Origin of the sequence: Histidinibacterium lentulum (genome assembly GCF_003789055.1) — a bacterium.
Classification (GTDB): domain Bacteria; phylum Pseudomonadota; class Alphaproteobacteria; order Rhodobacterales; family Rhodobacteraceae; genus Oceanicola; species Oceanicola lentulus.
On sequence record NZ_ML119081.1, the window covers coordinates 591,622 to 608,837 of the forward strand.

16 protein-coding genes and 1 other annotated feature are annotated in these 17,216 nt (G+C 67.2%); of the genes, 10 read left to right on the plus strand and 6 right to left on the minus strand.

The window, feature by feature from the left end; genetic code table 11:
* Positions 1-25: 25 nt before the first annotated feature.
* From EAT49_RS02840 to EAT49_RS02875, 8 genes are all read left to right on the plus strand, one after another.
* Positions 26-670 (plus strand): sugar transferase, encoded by a 645-nt coding sequence (locus EAT49_RS02840; protein ID WP_123640746.1) that lies wholly within the window; start codon positions 26-28, stop codon positions 668-670.
* 486 nt (positions 671-1,156) lie between these two features.
* A complete protein-coding gene (locus EAT49_RS02845; RefSeq protein WP_123640747.1) occupies positions 1,157-2,425 on the plus strand; it encodes an amino acid ABC transporter substrate-binding protein in 1,269 nt (422 codons plus the stop codon).
* 57 nt (positions 2,426-2,482) lie between these two features.
* On the plus strand, positions 2,483-3,226 hold the full coding sequence (locus EAT49_RS02850) for an ABC transporter ATP-binding protein (RefSeq protein ID WP_123640748.1): 744 nt from the start codon (positions 2,483-2,485) through the stop codon (positions 3,224-3,226).
* The gene (locus EAT49_RS02855; RefSeq protein ID WP_123640749.1) at positions 3,223-3,948 is read left to right on the plus strand and encodes an ABC transporter ATP-binding protein; all 726 of its coding nucleotides are present in this window, start codon (positions 3,223-3,225) and stop codon (positions 3,946-3,948) included. The genes EAT49_RS02850 and EAT49_RS02855 overlap by 4 nt, the downstream gene beginning before the upstream one ends.
* 1 nt (position 3,949) lies before the next feature.
* Entirely contained in the window at positions 3,950-4,828 is an 879-nt protein-coding gene (locus EAT49_RS02860; RefSeq protein ID WP_123640750.1) for a branched-chain amino acid ABC transporter permease, read from the plus strand.
* Complete coding sequence (locus EAT49_RS02865; RefSeq protein WP_185020617.1) at positions 4,828-5,865, plus strand: branched-chain amino acid ABC transporter permease; 1,038 nt, start codon at positions 4,828-4,830, stop codon at positions 5,863-5,865. Before EAT49_RS02860 ends, EAT49_RS02865 begins: the two co-directional genes overlap by 1 nt.
* A 171-nt stretch (positions 5,866-6,036) precedes the next feature.
* Positions 6,037-6,093 (plus strand) — a sequence feature (sul1 is cis-regulatory element that is thought to sense ions involved in sulfur or methionine metabolism; They are found in Alphaproteobacteria).
* Between the two features lie 62 nt (positions 6,094-6,155).
* On the plus strand, positions 6,156-7,646 hold the full coding sequence (locus tag EAT49_RS02870) for a SulP family inorganic anion transporter (protein WP_123640752.1): 1,491 nt from the start codon (positions 6,156-6,158) through the stop codon (positions 7,644-7,646).
* A 10-nt stretch (positions 7,647-7,656) separates the two neighbouring features.
* Entirely contained in the window at positions 7,657-8,511 is an 855-nt protein-coding gene (locus tag EAT49_RS02875; protein ID WP_185020618.1) for a universal stress protein, read from the plus strand.
* Positions 8,512-8,514: 3 nt separating this feature from the next.
* On the opposite strand, the gene arsB is transcribed toward EAT49_RS02875, so the two are convergent.
* From arsB to EAT49_RS02895, 4 genes are read right to left on the minus strand one after another with little or no spacing between them, the layout of a single operon-like run.
* Complete coding sequence (arsB, locus tag EAT49_RS02880; protein WP_123640754.1) at positions 8,515-9,522, minus strand: ACR3 family arsenite efflux transporter; 1,008 nt, start codon at positions 9,520-9,522, stop codon at positions 8,515-8,517.
* Entirely contained in the window at positions 9,519-10,787 is a 1,269-nt protein-coding gene (gene arsJ / locus EAT49_RS02885; RefSeq protein WP_123640755.1) for an organoarsenical effux MFS transporter ArsJ, read from the minus strand. The genes arsB and arsJ overlap by 4 nt, the downstream gene beginning before the upstream one ends.
* Complete coding sequence (locus EAT49_RS02890; protein WP_123640756.1) at positions 10,784-11,782, minus strand: ArsJ-associated glyceraldehyde-3-phosphate dehydrogenase; 999 nt, start codon at positions 11,780-11,782, stop codon at positions 10,784-10,786. Before EAT49_RS02890 ends, arsJ begins: the two co-directional genes overlap by 4 nt.
* Positions 11,779-12,624, minus strand: coding sequence for an arsenate reductase/protein-tyrosine-phosphatase family protein (locus tag EAT49_RS02895; protein WP_123640757.1), 846 nt, complete (start codon positions 12,622-12,624; stop codon positions 11,779-11,781). Before EAT49_RS02895 ends, EAT49_RS02890 begins: the two co-directional genes overlap by 4 nt.
* A gap of 123 nt (positions 12,625-12,747) precedes the next feature.
* Between EAT49_RS02895 and EAT49_RS02900 the strand changes: the two genes are divergently transcribed.
* A complete protein-coding gene (locus EAT49_RS02900) occupies positions 12,748-13,590 on the plus strand; it encodes an SDR family NAD(P)-dependent oxidoreductase (protein WP_123640758.1) in 843 nt (280 codons plus the stop codon).
* A gap of 31 nt (positions 13,591-13,621) precedes the next feature.
* Positions 13,622-14,383, plus strand: a complete 762-nt coding sequence (locus EAT49_RS02905; protein WP_123640759.1) for an SDR family NAD(P)-dependent oxidoreductase — start codon at positions 13,622-13,624, stop codon at positions 14,381-14,383.
* 10 nt (positions 14,384-14,393) lie between these two features.
* On the opposite strand, the gene EAT49_RS02910 is transcribed toward EAT49_RS02905, so the two are convergent.
* Together EAT49_RS02910 and EAT49_RS02915 are read right to left on the minus strand one after the other, a co-directional pair.
* The gene (locus tag EAT49_RS02910) at positions 14,394-15,998 is read right to left on the minus strand and encodes a glycoside hydrolase family 43 protein (protein WP_123640760.1); all 1,605 of its coding nucleotides are present in this window, start codon (positions 15,996-15,998) and stop codon (positions 14,394-14,396) included.
* Positions 15,999-16,065: 67 nt separating this feature from the next.
* Entirely contained in the window at positions 16,066-17,214 is a 1,149-nt protein-coding gene (locus EAT49_RS02915) for a Gfo/Idh/MocA family protein (RefSeq protein WP_123640761.1), read from the minus strand.
* Positions 17,215-17,216: the final 2 nt, after the last annotated feature.

A 17,216-nucleotide genomic window follows, 5' to 3' on the forward strand; every position in this document is an offset into this window, starting at 1 on the left:
CCTCTCTCCCCAAGGAACCGCCGTCATGACCATGACCTCACTCGACCCTGCCCTCCTGCGCCCGGCTCCGAGCCGACTGAGCGCGAAACGGTACATGGATATCGCCCTGAGTTCTCTGATCCTTCTTGCGATCTGGCCGGTGATGCTCGCGATCGGTCTCGCGGTCGCCCTGACCTCTCGCGGCCCGGTCTTCTTCGTGCAGACCCGCGTCGGGCTGAACGGGAAGACCTTCCGGATGATCAAGTTCCGCTCCATGTATCGCGACGCCGAGGCGCGTCGGGCGGAGATGCTGGCCCAGAGCGACCGCGAGGGCCTGTGTCTCAAGCTGCGCCAGGATCCCCGGATTACACCGGTGGGACGGGTGCTGCGGCGCTGGTCCCTCGACGAGCTGCCCCAGATCTTCAACGTCCTGAAGGGCGACATGTCGCTGGTCGGGCCGCGCCCCGCGCTGGTCGAGGAGGTCCGCGCCTACCCCGAGCACGCCCATCTGCGCCACCGGGTGCGTCCGGGGATCACCGGTCTCTGGCAGGTGTCCGGACGTGCCGATGTCAGCTTCGACGAGATGATCGGCCTCGATCTCGCCTATGTCCGCCGCGCCTCCGTGCGGACCGATATCTGGGTGATGCTGCGGACGGTCGGGGCGGTGCTCAGCGGCAAGGGCGCCTACTGAACCTTTGCGAATCGTCCCCTCCCACGTCAGGCGCGGGCGCAGGCGCCCGCCGGCCTCCCGCCAGAAAACGATTGCCGATCATCCGCCTGCCGCTCCGCTTCGGGCAGCTGGCGGCCCCTCGCCCCTGCCTGCGAGGCGCTTGAACATCAGAATTCAAGCAGTTGTTTTAAATATGCAAAGGTCCCGGATGCCGGTGTGTTTCCCGTCCCAGCAGACGCCCGAAAATCCTTCTTGACCGAACCGCTTCGCGGCGACTAGCCTTATGCAACCGTTTGCACATCTGATGAGGGAGGGCCGCACGGCGCCAGGCCGCAGCGATCTTGGCGGATCGGAGGTCCGAGGTGGCCGCGAACGCGTCCGGCCTCCCCCTCCCGTTGGTCCGGCAGAACAGCGGCCCGAACGAACCGATCCGATCCCGGAAGGAGGAGCCGGGACGGAACATCTGCCGGACGCGGAAAGCCGCGCCGGTTCGCTAGGGAGGAAAACATGACCATTCATAAGCTTCTTGCCGGAAGCGCCGTTGGCGCGATGATGGCAACCGGCGCCATGGCGGAGATCGTCATCGGCGCCTCGCTGCCCCTGACGGGCGCCTTCTCGATCTCGGGCGCGAAACACGATCAGGGCTACCAGCTCTGCGTCGATCTGATCAACGAGCGCGGCGGCATCAACGGCGAGCCCGTGCGGCTGATCACGTCGGACAACCGCTCCGACCCCGCGACCGCCATCAACCAGTACGAGCGGTTCATCAACGTCGACCAGGTCGACGCCGTCTTCGGCACCTTCTCGTCGCGGCTGACCTTCCCGGTCGCCAACATCCTCGCGCGGAACGGATATGTGCACCCCGCCCCCGCCGGCGGCGCGCTGCGCATCTATACGCAAGGCCACCAGAACCTCTTCTACTTCCAGCCCAACGCGGCCGAATACATCGGCTCCTCGGTCACCGACATGATCCAGGAACTGATCGCCGAGGAGGACCGTCCGACCACCGCCGCCGTGGTCGTGGCCGACGACTTCTTCGCCAACGCCGTCGAGGCAGGCCTGCTGGGGCTTCAGGTCATCGACCCCGCCGACGGGTCGGTGGTCGAGGACATGGCCCCCGGCTATCTCGCCGAGGCGGGGATCGAGGTGGTTTATACCGAGAAATGGCCCGAGGAAGGCTTCAACGACTGGCTCAACCTCGCCAACTCGGTGAAGCGCTCGGGCGCCGAGCTGATCATCGCGCTGACCGCCTCCGCCGAGGAGGCCGTGCAGGTGACCCGCGCGCTGCAGACCGTGCGCGCCGAGCCCAAGATGGTCTATTACAGCCAGGGCACCCAGGCCGAATTCCTCGAGGGCACCAACGACGCCTCCGAGGCGATCCTCGTGCACACCTCCTGGCACGCGGCGGCCCCCTACGAGGGCGTCCTGGGCGGGCAGCCCTTCTCCAACGCCGATTTCGTGGAACTCTATCAGGAACGCTACGGCGACTTCCCGGACGAGGACGCCGCGATCCCCTTCGCGGTCTGCCAGGGCATCGAGCAGGCGATCATCGGCGCGGGCTCCACAGACAACGCCGCCATGGGCGAATGGCTCTATGCGCGCACGAACGAGGACCCGGTGCGCACCATCCTCGGCCGCTTCGCCTGGGACGAGCGCGGGCTTCCCGTCGACAAGCCCTTCCTGATGGCCCAGTGGAACGGCGGCGAGCTGCAGTTCGTGTTCCCGACGGACGAATTCGAGACCTCGCCCCTCAACCATCCCAAGGACGGCTTCTGAGCCTGCCAGAGCCCGGGCCCAGGGCGGCCCGGGCTCCCCAACCGGGGGAGACCCTCCATGCTTGAAGTCAAAGGACTGTCGAAGCATTTCGGCGGCATCCGCGCCGTCGACAATTGCAGCTTCAGCGCCGAGAAGGGCCGGATCACCGCGCTGATCGGCCCCAACGGCGCGGGCAAGACGACCGCGTTCAACTGCATCAGCCGCACGATGACGCCGACCGCTGGCGAGGTCTGGCTCGACGGCGAGCGCATCGACCACCTGCGCCCGCACAGGATCACCGCCAAGGGCCTCAGCCGCACCTTCCAGATCAGCCGCAACCTTGCGGACATGACTGTGCTGGAAAACGTGATCTGCCAGTCGAAGATCAGCGGATGGCGCGACCTCTTCAAGCCCGCCATGAGCCCGTCGGAGATCGACAAGGCCATGGCCATCCTCGATTTTCTCGGCATCACCCGGATCGCCCACGAGGACGGGTCGAACCTCAGCTACGGCCAGAAGAAGCTGATGGACCTCGCCGCGCTCCTGATGAGCGATCCCAAGATCATCCTGCTCGACGAGCCGGCGGGCGGGGTGAACCCCACCCTGCTCGAAGAGATCGTCGGCCATATCCGCGCGCTCAACGACAAGGGCATGACCGTGCTGATCGTGGAGCACAACATGGAGCTGATCATGCGCCTGTCGCACCGCGTCGTCGTCATGGCCCAGGGCACCGTCATCGCCGACGGCACACCCGAGGAGGTGCAGAAGAACCCCGCCGTGCTCGAGGCCTATCTCGGCGGCGCGCTGGAGGACGCGGCATGAGCCTGCTGACGGTCAAGAACGTCGTCGCGGGCTATGGCGACGGCCCCGCCATCCTCAACGGCGCCTCCGTGGACGTGCAGCCCGGCAAGGTGCATTGCATCATCGGCCCCAACGGCGCCGGCAAGTCGACCCTGCTGAAGGCGATCTGCGGGATGCTGAAGATCCGTTCGGGCGAGGTGACCTTCAAGGGCGAGAGCCTGAAGGGCCTGCGCCCCGACCAGGTCCTGCGCAAAGGCATCTGTTTCGTGCCCCAGGAGCGGGCGCTCTTTCCAAAGATGACCGTCCGCGAGAACCTGCGGATGGGCGGCTTCTCGATGACCGACAAGCGCCTGCTGGAAAAGCGGATCGACGAGATCGAGGAGCGCTTTCCGATTCTCAAGGAACGCCGCGACCAGCATGCGGGCACCATGTCGGGCGGCCAGCAGCAGACGCTGTCCATGGCCCGCACGATGATCCTGCGGCCCGAGATCGTGATGCTGGACGAGCCGTCGCTGGGCCTTGCGCCGAAGATCGTGCAGGAAATCTTCGACATCATCCGGGTGATGGCCGCGGACGGCATCACCATCCTGATCGTGGAACAGAACGCCCTCATGGGCCTCCGGTGCGCCGACTGGGGCGTCGTGCTCGACCTTGGCCGCACCCTGTTCGAGGGGCCGGCCGAGGAAGTGCTCGCCGATCCGCGCATCCGCGAGGCCTATCTGGGCGCGAAAAAGGCGGCATGACATGGCGGACATCCTTCAGATCCTGATCCTCGGCCTCGCCCTGGGCGGCGTCTACGCGCTCATGGGCGCGGGGCTGAGCCTCGTCTTCGGCGTCATGCGCATCGTGAACCTCGCGCATCCCTCGCTGATCATGATGGGCGCCTATGTCGCGTTCTGGGGCTTCCGCCTCTACGGCATCGACCCGATCGTAATGCTGCCGGTGGCCATGGTCATTCTCGCGGCCACGGGTGTCCTGCTCTACAAGCTCGTGTTCGAGCGCGAGGCCAAATCGGCCAAGTATTCGGAGATGACCGTGCTTCTGACCTTCGCCTTCGCGATGGTCTTCGAGGGGGCGCTGGCCACCGCCTTCACCAACACCCAGCGCGTGACCACGCCGGACTACGCGGTTGATGCCATCTTCATCGGCAATGTCTTCATCCCGCTCGGGCAGCTCTATGCCGGGATCGTCAGCCTCGTGCTGATCGGGGCGCTGGCGCTTTACCTCAAGTACTCCCGCTTCGGCTATGCGATCCGGGCCACCACCCAGAACCGCGAGGCGGCGGAGCTTCTGGGCGTCAACGTCAATTTCGTGGGCCTCGTCAGCTTCGCCATCGGTCTTGCGCTCGCCGGCGCGGCGGGGGCGCTGGTGTCCTTCGTCTTCTCGTTCTTCCCCTCGAAGCACTGGGAATGGATCGCGATCCTGATGAGCCTCGTCGTCCTCGGCGGCATGGGCTCGATCCTCGGTACCGTCGTTGCGGCCTACATCCTCTCGGTCGTGGCCGCCTTCGTCGGCTTCTTCTTCGGCGCGACGCTCTCCACACTCACCTTCTTCGTCGCGCTCTTCGTCGTCCTGCTGGTGAGGCCGCAGGGTCTCTTTGGCGAAAAACCGGAGCTCGCTTGATGTCCAGCTACGACACCGTCGATCAGATCGTTGCCGCCCGGAAGGCCTACAACGAAACGCTGGCGCAGGCCGCGGACCGAACCCGCGTGACCTGGCTGCCCGTCCTGCTTCTCGTGATTCTGGCGCTGTTCCCGCTGATGCAGTTCGTGGGCAACTACAACTATCCCATCCACCTCGTGCTCTACACGCTGATGTACGTCACGATGGCCTCCGGCTGGAACATCCTCGGCGGGTTCACCGGCTACATCTCGCTCGGGCACAGCGTGTTCTTCGCGGTGGGCGGCTATTTCGCGGGCATGATCCTCGCCCGCTACGGCGTCTCCACGATCATCATGGCGCCGGTCGCGGGCCTCGTCGCGGGCCTGCTGGGCTACATGATCGGCCTGATCACCCTGCGGGTGCGGGGGCCGTCCTTCATCATCTCGTCGCTGGCGCTGGTGATGATCTGCCGCATCCTCTTCGAGAAATGGCAGTTCGTGGGCGGCGCGGCGGGCCTGTCCCTGCCCATCAACGACCTCCCCGTGCAATGGGCGAAGTTGCCCTATTACTACGCCTTCCTCGTGATGGCGGCCTTCGGGGTCTGGGTGGCCTACCGCGTCAAGCATTCGAAGTTCGGGCTGGGGCTGCGCGCCATCTCCAAGGATGAGATCAAGGCCGAAAGCGCGGGCATCGACACGCGGTTCTACAAGGTGCTGGCCTTCGCGATCTCGGCCTTCATGTTCGGCATGGCGGGCGCGGTCTGGGGCGAATACCTGACCTATGTGCGGCCCAACATCTTCGTGCACATCCTCTACTTCTCGGTCTGGCCCGCGCTGATGTGCATTCTCGGCGGCAAGGGCACCATCGCGGGGCCGGTGGTGGGCGCGGTGCTGATCGTGGCCTTCAACGAGTTCTTCGTGGCCACGCTGGGCGCCTCGGCGATCAACATCCTTGCCACGGGCCTGATCATGGCGCTTACGCTGATGTTCTTCCCGCTGGGGCTGATCGGCACGCTGGCGCGCTACCGCAAGCTGCCCCGCGCGCTGAACTGGGACTGACGGCCGCCTCCCGTGCGGGGCGACCCGCGCGGGGAGGTCCCGGACCATGCGAGACATGTCAAGGTCCCCGCGCCCGTGGGAAAAGCGCATCCCCGGGAACACGGTCCGTCCGTCTGCGCCAGTGCCCGGTTGCGCTCCCCGCCGCGAGCGCCTATGCGGCATCGCAGCGAACCTGGACCCGGGCCTGACCCCGGGTGGCTCTTCCGGCCGCCGATCCGCCGGACAACCAAGACAAGCGCGCCTCGCGCGCCGGCCGCACAAGACGGCCCTCCGGTATCGGAACGAACCGCATGATTTCATTCGACGCCTATCGCGCGCAATGGCTGGGCAATATCCGCGCCGACCTTCTGGCCGGCCTCGTCGTAGCCCTCGCCCTCATCCCCGAGGCCATCGCTTTTTCCATTATCGCGGGCGTCGACCCCAAGGTCGGGCTCTACGCCAGCTTCTCCATCGCCGTGATCACCGCCATCGCGGGCGGGCGGCCCGGCATGATCTCGGCGGCCACCGCCGCGACCGCGGTGCTGATGGTCACGCTGGTGCGCGATCACGGGCTGGAGTACCTGCTCGCCGCCACCGTCCTCGCCGGTCTTCTGCAAATCGGCGCAGGGCTGCTGAGGCTCGGTTTCGTCATGCGTTACGTCTCGAAATCGGTGATGACCGGCTTCGTCAACGCGCTCGCGATCCTGATCTTCATGGCGCAGCTTCCCGAACTCGACCCGCGCGAGGTGACCTGGATCACCTATGTGCTCGTGGCGGCCGGTCTCGCCATCATCTACCTTTTCCCGATGCTCACGAAGGCCGTGCCCTCGCCCCTCGTGACGATCATCGTCCTGACGGCGCTGACGTTCGCCCTGGGCCTCGACGTCCGGACCGTGGGCGACATGGGCGCCCTGCCCGACACGCTGCCGGTGTTCCTTCTGCCGGACATCCCGTTCAACCTTGAAACACTTCAGATCATCTTCCCCTATGCGGTCGCCGTGGCCGTGGTGGGCCTCCTCGAAAGCCTGATGACGCAGAACATCGTGGACGACCTCACCGACACGAAATCGAACCGGAACCAGGAGTGCGTGGGCCAGGGCCTTGCCAACACCGCCACCGGGTTCATTGGCGGCATGGCGGGCTGCGCCATGATCGGCCAGTCGATCATCAACGTGAAATCGGGCGGGCGGGGGCGGCTGTCGTGCTTCGTCGCGGGGGTGTTCCTGCTGATCCTCGTGGTGGGGCTCGGCGATCTCGTCAGCATCATCCCGATGCCTGCCCTCGTGGCCATCATGATCATGGTCTCCATCGGCACCTTCTCCTGGTCCTCGATCCGGAACCTGCGCCTGCACCCCCGCTCCTCGTCGGTGGTGATGCTCGCGACCGTTGCCACGGTGGTCTACACCCACAACCTCGCCATCGGGGTGCTGGTGGGCGTGCTGCTGTCGGGCATCTTCTTTGCCGGCAAGATCGCGCAGCTCTTCGCCGTCCGGACCGAGGTCAGCCCCGACGGGCGCGTGCGCACCTACCATGTCGAGGGTCAGCTCTTCTACGGATCGGTGGAGGATTTCATGAACGCCTTCGACTTCCGCGAGGCGCCGGAGCGCGTGGTCATCGACGTCAGCCGCGCGCATATCTGGGACATCAGTTCCGTGCAGGCGCTCGATATGGCGATCCTGAAGTTCCGGCGCGACGGTGCGGAGGTCGAGGTCGTGGGCATGAACGACGCCACCGAAACCCTGGTCGACCGGCTTGCCATCCATGACAAGCCCGGCGCCATGGACACGCTGATGGAGCACTGAAGCAATGGCCATGACCGACAAGATCATCGCGCTGATCGACGGCTCGATCTATTCCGAGAGCGTCTGCCACCACGCTGCCTGGATCTCCGAGCGCACCGCCATGCCGGTAGAGCTGATCCACGTCCTCGGCCGCCGCGAGGCGCCCGCCTCGACGGATCTTTCGGGCTCCATCCGCCTCGGCGCGCGGACACGCCTGATGGAGGAACTGGCCGAACTCGACGCCCAGCGCGCCAAGCTGGCGAGCCACCGCGGACGCGCCATCCTGGAGGATGCCCGCGCCATCGTGGACCGGGACGGTGTCACCGACATCACCACCCGCCTGCGCCACGGCGACATCGTGGAGGCCATCGGCGAGATCGAGGCCGACGCCGGCCTCATCGTCATCGGCAAGCGCGGCGAGGCGGCGGATTTCGCGAAGGCGCACCTGGGCTCGAACCTCGAACGCATCGTGCGCGCGGCGCACCGCCCGGTCTTCGTCGCCTCCCGCGCCTTCAAGCCCGTCGAGACGGTGCTCGTCGCCTATGACGGCGGACGCTCGGCCATGAAGGCGGTGGACCATATCGCGAGGAGCCGGCTCTTTGCCGGACTTGCGGTCACGGTCGTCACGGTGGGCGCGGAGACAGAGCAGACGAAGAAGGGCCTCGCGGACGCCGAGGCGCTGCTGAAAGCCGCCGGGATCGAGGCCCGCACCCGGATCGTGTCGGGCCAGCCCGAGACCGAACTCGGCAAGATGGTGGACGACGAGGGCTTCGGCATGGTGGTCATGGGCGCCTATGGCCACAGCCGCATCCGCAGCCTCGTCATCGGCTCGACCACCACCGAGATGGTCCGCTCGTGCAAGGTGCCCGTGGTGCTGATGCGATGAGGCTCAGGCAAAGCGCGCCCGCGTGCGGTTCGCGAAGGCCACGAGCGACAGCATCACCGGAACCTCCACCAGCACACCCACCACCGTGGCGAGCGCCGCGCCGGAGTTGAGCCCGAAGAGGCTGATGGCGACGGCCACCGCCAGCTCGAAGAAGTTCGACGTCCCGATCAGCGCACAGGGCGCGGCGACCCGGTGCGGGACACGCATCAGATAGGCCGCCCCATAGGCCAGCGCGAAGATTCCGTAGGACTGGATCAGGATCGGCACCGCGATCAGCGCGATCACCATGGGCCGGTCGAGGATCACCTGCCCCTGCAGTCCGAAGAGGATTACCACCGTGGCGATGAGCCCGACCACGCCCCAAGGCTTCACCCTGTCGCGGAACGCGGCGATCCGCTCCGCGCTGCCCAGCATCCGCCGGGTCAAGAGCCCCGCCGCCAGCGGCAGCGCCACGAAAAGAACGACCGACAGCACCAGCGTCTCCCACGGCACGACGATGTCCGTCACGCCGAGCAGGATCGCCACGATGGGCGCGAAGGCGAAGACCATCACCACGTCGTTCACCGACACCTGCAGGAGCGTATAGCTCTCGTCGCCCCGGGTGAGCTGCGACCAGACGAAGACCATCGCCGTGCAGGGGGCGGCCCCCAGCAGGATCAGCCCCGCGATGTACTGCTGCGCATCCTCGGGCGCGATGAGACCCGCAAAGACCACCTCGAAGAACAGCACGCCGAGGGCCGCCATGGTGAAGGGCTTGATCAGCCAGTTGACGGTCAGCGTGATCGCGAGCCCCTTGGGTTGCTTGACCACGTCCTTCAGGCTCGACGGATCGACGCCCACCATCATCGGATAGACCATCGCCCAGATCAGCACCCCGACGACGAGGTTGACGCTCGCCACCTCCGCCGCTGCCACGGCCTGCACCAGCGCGGGGGCAGCGGTGCCGATGGCGATCCCGGCCGCCATGGCCAGCCCGACCCAGAGCGTCAGGTAGCGCTCGAAGACGCTCATGCGGGCGTGACCTCGGGGTGATCCGCGCGAAGCCGCCCCGCCGCCAGCGCCGAGAGCGCGACCATGACCGTCGCTGTCCCGAGCATCAGCGCAAGGCCCCCCGCCTGATAGGTCAGCCCCGACAGCACCGTGCCCAGAAGCCGCCCGCCCGCGTTGGCCATGTAGTAGAAGCCCACGTCCATCGTCACCCGTTCGGCCCTGGTGAACGACAGGATCAGGTAGGAATGGAGGGCCGAGTTCACCGCGAAGACCGCGCCGAAGGCCAGCAGCCCCGCCACCAGCAGCGCCGTCAGCCAGGGCTGTGGCTGCGCCGCGAGGAACGCCGCCGCCGTCAGCGTCGCGGGGATCGCCGCCAGCGCCCAGGCCCAGCCTCTCGCCTTGCCGACAAGCTCTCCCTCCGGCGTTCTTCCCGCGCGCAGGAGCTTCGGCGCGGAGGCCTGCACCGCGCCGTAGAGGATGATCCAGACCGCCATGAAGCTGCCGATCATGAAAAAGGCCGCACGGTTGCCCTCCACCGTGCCGTCCGACAGGACCGCGTAGAAATAGATCGGGATGCCCACGACGAACCAGACGTCCCGCGCGCCGAACAGGAACACCCGCGCCGCCGACAGCCAGTTCACATTGGCGGACTTGGAGAAGACCTCGGAGAATTTCGCGCCCTTCTTCCCCTTCGGCAGCCCCGGCGGCATGGCGATCAGCACCGCCACAAGGATCACCGCCAGCACCGCCGCCATCGCGAGCACCGCCCAGACGAACCCCACGGTGGCCAGAAGCCCCGCGCCCAGCAGGAAGCCCAGCCCCTTGACCGCGTTCTTCGACCCGGTCAGCAGCGCGACCCAGCGGAAGAGCCCTCCGCCTTCGGCAGGCGCCAGGATCTTCACCGCCGATTTCGAGGACATCTTCGACAGGTCCTTGGCCACACCCGAGGCGCCCTGCACGACCATGACGAAGGCCACCGAGGCTCCGATCGCCCATCCCGGATCGAGCTGCGCCAGCGCCAGAAGCGCCACCACCTGAAGCGAGAGCCCCGCATAGAGCGTCGACGTCAGCCCGAACCGCGCCGCGATCCAGCCGGCGCAGAGGTTCGTCACCATCCCCGCGATCTCGTAGAGCACGAAGAGATACGCGAGCTGCACCGGAGTGAAGCCGAGGGTGTGAAAATGCAGCAGGACCAGCATCCGCAGCGCGCCATCCGTCAGCATGAAGGCCCAGTAGGCCGCCGTGACGGAGATATAGGCCGAGAGGCCCTCGGGCCGCTGACTCACGGCGCGGCCCCGACCATCAGCGCGACATCGACCAACCGGTGCGCATAGCCCATCTCGTTGTCATACCACGCATAGACCTTCAGCTGCGTGCCGTTCACCACCATGGTCGAGGTCGCATCGACGATCCCCGAGCGGGTGTCGTTGACGTAATCGGCAGAGACGAGCGGCCGCTCCTCGTAGCCGAGGATGCCCTTCAGCTCCCCCTCCGCGGCGGCCCTGAAGAGGGTGTTCACCTCTTCGGCCGTCGTCTCCCGCTCCAGCTCGAACACGCAATCGGTGATCGAGGCGTTCAGGAGCGGCACCCGCACCGCATGGCCGTTCAGCCGGCCCTTCAACTCGGGATAGATCAGCGTGATCGCCGTGGCGCTGCCCGTGGTCGTGGGGATCAGCGAATTGAGCGCCGAACGCGCGCGCCGAAGGTCCTTGGCGGGCCGGTCCACGATGGTCTGTGTGTTGGTGACGTCATGGATCGTCGTGATCGACCCGTGCCTTATGCCGATCTTCTCATGCACGACCTTCACAATCGGGGCCAGGCAGTTGGTGGTGCAGGAGGCCGCGGTCACGATCAGGTGCCGCGCCGCATCATAGGTCCCGTGGTTCACCCCGTAGACGATGTTGGCCGCGCCCCTGTCCTTGACGGGGGCGGAGACGACCACCTTCTTCACGCCCGCGTCGAAATAGGGCGCCAGAGCCGCCTCGGACTTGAAGACGCCTGTGCAGTCGATGACCACGTCGACCCCCTTCAGAGGAAGTGCCGCCAGATCGCGGCTTCCGACGAAGGGCAGACGCCGCCCGTCGATGGTCACGCTCTGCGCATCCGACGAGAACGCCGCATCCCAGCGCCCGTGCACCGTGTCGAATTCCAGCAGATGCGCGTGCATCGCCGCATCGCCCACGGCGTCGTTGATCCAGGCGATCTCCGCCCCCCGCTCCAGCAGGGGTTTCAGGGCCAGCTTTCCGATCCGCCCGAGGCCGTTCAGGGCATAGACGGTCATGCCGGCGCGCCGGCGCTGGTCGTTCCGATCTCGTCCACCGCCCGCTGAAGCGCGATGCGGTCCAGGGAGGCGATGGGCAGCGCGGCGAAGGCCCGGATGCGGTTGTGGAGCGCGCCGTAAGCCTGGTGGAAGGCAAGGCTCTTCTCCGCATGGGTTCCCTCGACCTTCACCGGGTCGGGCATCCCCCAATGGGCGCTCACCGGCTGGCCGGTCCAGGCCGGGCACTCCTCGTTGGCGGCCTGGTTGCAGACGGTGAAGACGAAATCGAAATGCGGCGCGCCCGCGCCCTGGAACTCCGCCACGTTCTTCGAGCGCAGGACGGAGATGTCGTGGCCCTTCTGCCCCAGCACCTCGAGGGCGAAGGGGTTCAGCTCCGACCGCGGCAGCGTGCCGGCGGAGAAGGCCTCGAAGCGGTCCCCCGCCTCCTTGCGAAGGATCGACTCCGCGAAGATCGAGCGCGCCGAATTGCCGGTGCAGATGAAGAGCACCTTGTACCTGGGATCAGCCATGGGGTCGGGTCCTGTGATGGAGGAGAGGGAGAATGGCGAACAGATGTCCGGCCGACCGCGACAGCAGTCCCGGAGAAGGAAGTCGAAGGTGCCCTGCACCTGCGACATGGCGATGGCGTAGCGCAGCGAGGTACCGACCCGATCCTGCGTCACCAGACCGGCCTGCATCAGGGCGGAAAGGTAGGCCGAGAGCGTCGAGGGCTTCAGCCCCAGCGCCTCGGCGATCTCGCCCGCCGGCACCCGGTCGGGATAGCGCCGCATAAGCAGGCGGAACAGCGCGAGGCGTTGCGGATGGCCAAGGGTCGCAAGGCGCGTGACGATCAGTGATTCCATATTTCGTGAATATTGGAATTATATGCAGACGTCAATCCGCTCGGAGGCATGGGCCGCGCCATCGCCGCCTTGCCCGCTCCGCCCAAGGGTCTAGGGTGGCGCGGCGCAAAGAGGAGAACGTCCATGTCCCATCCAGCCCTCGTCGCCGGAGCCACCGCCGTCGTGACCGGAGGCGCCTCCGGCATCGGTCTCGCCTCCGCCTGCCGCTTCGCAGAGCGGGGCATGACCGTGGTTCTCGTCGACCGGCGTGAGGCGCGTCTCGAAGCGGCGGCGGAGGCCGTCCGGCAGGCCGGAGCACCGGAGGTGATGACCTCTGCGGCGGATGTCTCGGATCTGGCCGCCCTCCAGGCCCTCGAAGCGGAGGTGGCGGGGCGGTTCGGCGGCACGGATGTCCTGATGAACAACGCGGGGATCCAGCCGGGCTCGGCGCTCTTCGGGCCGCTAGAGGCCTGGGAGCAGGTCTTCGCAGTGAACCTCTGGGGCGTGATCCACGGCAGCCGCGTCTTTGCCCCCCGCATGATCGCCCGCGGCAGGCCCGGCGCCATCGTCAACACGGGCTCGAAACAGGGCATTACCACGCCGCCCGGCGATCCGGCCTACAACACCGCGAAGGCCGGCGTGAAAGCCTTCTCCGAGGCCCTCGCCCATGAGCTGCGCAACACCGAGGGCTGCGCGATCACGGCGCATCTGCTGATCCCCGGCTTCGTCTACACCGATCTCACCCGGGGCGACCGGACGAAAAAGCCCTCCGGCGCCTGGACGCCGGAGCAGACGGCGGATTTCTTCATCGAGCACATGGAGCGCGGGGACTTCTACATTCTCTGCCCCGACAACGACGTCACGCGCGAGCTCGACGAGAAGCGCATGGCCTGGGCCATGGGCGACATCATCGAGAACCGCCCGCCGCTGTCGCGCTGGCATCCCGACTGGGCCGACCGGTTCAGGGACCACGTCGCCAAAGGCTGACATCGGACGGGCATCGGAAAGGGCGGTCGGGATGACGGGACGGCGGACGGCAACCTACGACATGACGGGACAGGTGGCGGCGGTCACGGGCGGCGCGCAGGGGATCGGCCATGCGGTGGCGCGGCGGCTGCACGCGGCGGGCGCCCATGTGGTGCTCTGGGACATCGACGGCGCGCGCGCGAAAGACGCCGCGGCGGCGTTCGGAGGACGGGCCGAAGCGCACCCGCTCGACGTGACCGATCACGAGGCCGTCGAGGCCGCCGCGCAGGAGACCGCGGCGCGGCATGGTCGGATCGACATGCTGGTGTGCTCGGCGGGGATCGCGGGCAGCAATGCACCCGTCACCGACTATCCCGTGGCCGAATTCCACCGGATCGTCGACATCAACCTCCACGGCGTCTTTCACTGCTGCCGCGCGGTGCTGCCCGGGATGGCGGCGCGCGGCTATGGCCGGGTCGTCACCATCGCCTCGGTGGCCGGCAAGGAGGGCAATCCCAATGCCGGCGCCTATTCCGCCTCCAAGGCCGCCGTGATCGCCCTGACGAAGACGCTCGGAAAGGAGCACGCGGGCGCCGACATCGCGATCAACTGCGTGACGCCCGCCGCCGCGCGCACGCGGATCTTCGACCAGATGGCCCAGAGCCATATCGACTTCATGCTTTCGAAGATACCGCGGGGGCGGTTTCTCGAGGTCGATGAGGCCGCCGCCATGATCGCCTGGCTCTGTTCGGAGGAGAACTCCTTCACCACCGGCGCGGTCTTCGACCTCTCGGGCGGTCGGGCGACCTACTGACCGGCGCCCGTCACCGGGGTCGATAGGCGAAGCGGGTGAACCGGGCCTCTCTGGCGCGTCCGCTGGTGTCGTAGGCCAGCATTCCCACAAAGGCGCCGGTGAAGGAGCCGTGCTCCCCACGCCCGCCCTCGTCGGAGATCACCGAGGCGTCGAGATCGGGGCCGATCCTCTGCCAGTCGCCATCGCCCTGCGCCCAGGAGAACCGCTGCACCGCACGATCGATCTCGACCCGCAGCCGCACCGGCCCCGGGGCGAGCCGCGCGAGATCCGGGAACTGCGTCAGCGCCGCATCGGGCCAGTCCCCCGGGCAGGAAAGGACCCGGAGCGCCCGTCCCTCTCCCGGCTCGTCCGTGACGACCAGCGCGTGGAACTTGTGGCGGTTGTAATAGGTCGTCAGCCCGGCCCCCTGCTGATAGGTCTCGGGGCCAAACGCGACCTCGGTTTCGGCCTCGTAGACGTGATGCTCCTGCCGCCGGGCAACCAGCGCCTGTTCGAACCAGCTTCCGATGCTCTCGCGTCCGATCAGCGTCAGCGCGCCGTCGCCGAGGCGGAAGATGCGCTCGTGCTCGGGGGTCCTCAGCCACTGGAACTCCATCGGCAGGCTGTCACCGTCGAAGACATGCTCCGACGCGGCGGGCGACGCGGGCTGCGCCTCGGCAAGACCCGGTACCTCCTCGCGCGGCAGGAGCCCGCCGCCCTCGAGATAGAGCCATCCGTCCTCGCCCCAGACGCAGCGCTCGATGCCGGTCTCCCGACCCAGGGGGCAGAACCGTCCGGTGCCATCCGCCCCCGGGATCGGACGCCCCATCAGGAAGGTGTGGTAGACCTGCCCGTCCGGCGTCTCCACATACTGGCCGTGTCCCGTGCGCTGGATCGGATGATCCGGGTCATTCGACGCAGTCATCAGGTGCAGGTTCGGGTGCGTCTCGTAGGCCCCCCGGATATCCCGCGCGCGCGCCATGCTGACGGCGTGGTCGTAACCCGTGCCGCCCTCGGCGGTCGTGAGATAGTACCAGCCGTCGCGCCGGAAGAGATGGGGTGCCTCGGTCAGTCCGCGGTCGGTGCCGGGCCAGATGTTGGTGATCTCTCCCGAGAGGCCCCGGTTCGGCGACCATTCCTGCAGGAGGATCCCGTCGAAACTGGCATGGGCCGGGTTGCCGCCCGTACCGTTGCCCCGGTGGTTCCACTGCATGTTGACGAACCACTTGCGGCCGTCCGTGTCGTGAAAGAGCGAGGGATCGAAGCCCGAGGAATTGACGTACCAGGGATCGCTCCAGCGGCCGTCGATCGTCTCGCAGGTGGTGATGTAGTTGTGCGCATCCTTGAAGGCGCCGTCGAGCCGCTTGACGTCCGTGTACACCAGCCAGAACCGCCCGTCCGCATGGCTGAGGCTGGGCGCCCACACGCCGCAGCTGTCGGGATTGCCCCGCATGTCGAGCAGCCCCGCCCGGTTCAGCGGCCGCGCGACCAGCGTCCAGGTCACGAGGTCCCGGCTGTGGTGGATCTGCACGCCCGGGTACCATTCGAAGGTGGAGGTGGCGATGTAGTAATCCTCGCCCACGCGGCAGAAGGACGGATCGGGATTGAAGCCGGGCAGGATCGGGTTGCGGATCATGGCTGTACGCTCTGAGACTTGAGGGCAAGGGGCGGCCCCGCCGGTGCGAGGGGCGGGGCCGCGGTCATCATGCGGCCACCGGCGCCTCGGCGAGAAGCGCGCGGGCCGCTTCGGGGCCCAGTGCCTCGGGACGGGCGCAGGTGGTGGTCATCTCGACGAAACCGCCGGTCTCGCCCGAACGCAGGATGCCGGTCATGACGTCGACCGCGTGGAGGGCAAGGTCCATCGAACAGCGGTGCTCCCGCCCCTCGCCGATGGCCTGCGCCATGTCGGCAAGGCCCGCGGTCCGGTAGTTGGCCATCGGTCCCTGCCGGTGGTCCTGGTTCGGAACGCCCAGCGGATGCGACCACGGCTCCAGCGGCGCGAACTCCGGCCCCTGCCCCGAGATCTCGATCGTGCCGCCGAAGAAATTCGGATCGGGCAGGATCAGGCTGCCTTCGGTGCCATAGAGCTCCATGTTGCCATGCCGGTGCGCCCAGACGTCCCAGCTGGCCGAAAGCGTCACCGCGGCCCCGTTCTCGAAGTCGAGCAGCGCGTGGATGTTGGTGGGCGTGGCAACCTCGATCACCTCCCCCCTGCGCGGCTCGGAGGTGACCGTGCGCGTGGGCGTGGCGGCCCCCGCCAGCGCCACGACCCGCTTCACCGGCCCGATGAGCTGGATCAGGTTCGTGACATAGTAGGGCCCGATGTCGAGAACCGGCCCCGCACCGGGCTGAAAGAAGAAGAACGGGTTCGGATGCCAGTGCTCCATGCCGTGGCTCATGACGTGACAGGTCCCCGAGACGATTCGCCCGACCCGCCCCTCGTCGATCACCGCCCTGGCCTGCTGATGCGCACCGCCCAGAAAGGTGTCCGGGGCGGAGCCGATCCTCAGCCCGCGCTTGTCCGCAACGGAGCGGAGATGCTTGCCCTCGTCGAGCGACAGCACGAGCGGTTTCTCCGAATAGGCGTGCTTGCCGGCCTCGAGGATCGCCAGCGTCACCTTGTAATGGGCATCGGGGATCGTGAGGTTCACTACGATGTCGATGTCCTCGGCCGCGAGAAGCCCCTCCACGGTTTCCGCGCGCACGCCGTATTCCTCGGCCCGCGCCTTCGCCGCCTCGGGCAGCATGTCGGCCACCGCCCGCACCGTGATGCCACGGAAGAGTGGCGCGAGTTTCAGATAGGCCGTCGAGATATTGCCGCATCCGATGATGCCGACGCCAAGTTCCTGCATTG

What these genes read in the sequence shown, in the direction of transcription:
- EAT49_RS02840 (WP_123640746.1), top strand. Translation starts at nt 26, where the DNA reads ATGACCATGACCTCACTCGACCCTGCCCTCCTGCGCCCGGCTCCGAGC.
- EAT49_RS02845 (WP_123640747.1), top strand. Translation starts at nt 1,157, where the DNA reads ATGACCATTCATAAGCTTCTTGCCGGAAGCGCCGTTGGCGCGATGATG.
- EAT49_RS02850 (WP_123640748.1), top strand. Translation starts at nt 2,483, where the DNA reads ATGCTTGAAGTCAAAGGACTGTCGAAGCATTTCGGCGGCATCCGCGCC.
- EAT49_RS02855 (WP_123640749.1), top strand. Translation starts at nt 3,223, where the DNA reads ATGAGCCTGCTGACGGTCAAGAACGTCGTCGCGGGCTATGGCGACGGC.
- EAT49_RS02860 (WP_123640750.1), top strand. Translation starts at nt 3,950, where the DNA reads ATGGCGGACATCCTTCAGATCCTGATCCTCGGCCTCGCCCTGGGCGGC.
- EAT49_RS02865 (WP_185020617.1), top strand. Translation starts at nt 4,828, where the DNA reads ATGTCCAGCTACGACACCGTCGATCAGATCGTTGCCGCCCGGAAGGCC.
- EAT49_RS02870 (WP_123640752.1), top strand. Translation starts at nt 6,156, where the DNA reads ATGATTTCATTCGACGCCTATCGCGCGCAATGGCTGGGCAATATCCGC.
- EAT49_RS02875 (WP_185020618.1), top strand. Translation starts at nt 7,657, where the DNA reads ATGACCGACAAGATCATCGCGCTGATCGACGGCTCGATCTATTCCGAG.
- arsB (WP_123640754.1), bottom strand. Translation starts at nt 9,522, where the DNA reads ATGAGCGTCTTCGAGCGCTACCTGACGCTCTGGGTCGGGCTGGCCATG.
- EAT49_RS02890 (WP_123640756.1), bottom strand. Translation starts at nt 11,782, where the DNA reads ATGACCGTCTATGCCCTGAACGGCCTCGGGCGGATCGGAAAGCTGGCC.
- EAT49_RS02895 (WP_123640757.1), bottom strand. Translation starts at nt 12,624, where the DNA reads ATGGAATCACTGATCGTCACGCGCCTTGCGACCCTTGGCCATCCGCAA.
- EAT49_RS02900 (WP_123640758.1), top strand. Translation starts at nt 12,748, where the DNA reads ATGTCCCATCCAGCCCTCGTCGCCGGAGCCACCGCCGTCGTGACCGGA.
- EAT49_RS02905 (WP_123640759.1), top strand. Translation starts at nt 13,622, where the DNA reads ATGACGGGACGGCGGACGGCAACCTACGACATGACGGGACAGGTGGCG.
- EAT49_RS02910 (WP_123640760.1), bottom strand. Translation starts at nt 15,998, where the DNA reads ATGATCCGCAACCCGATCCTGCCCGGCTTCAATCCCGATCCGTCCTTC.
- EAT49_RS02915 (WP_123640761.1), bottom strand. Translation starts at nt 17,214, where the DNA reads ATGCAGGAACTTGGCGTCGGCATCATCGGATGCGGCAATATCTCGACG.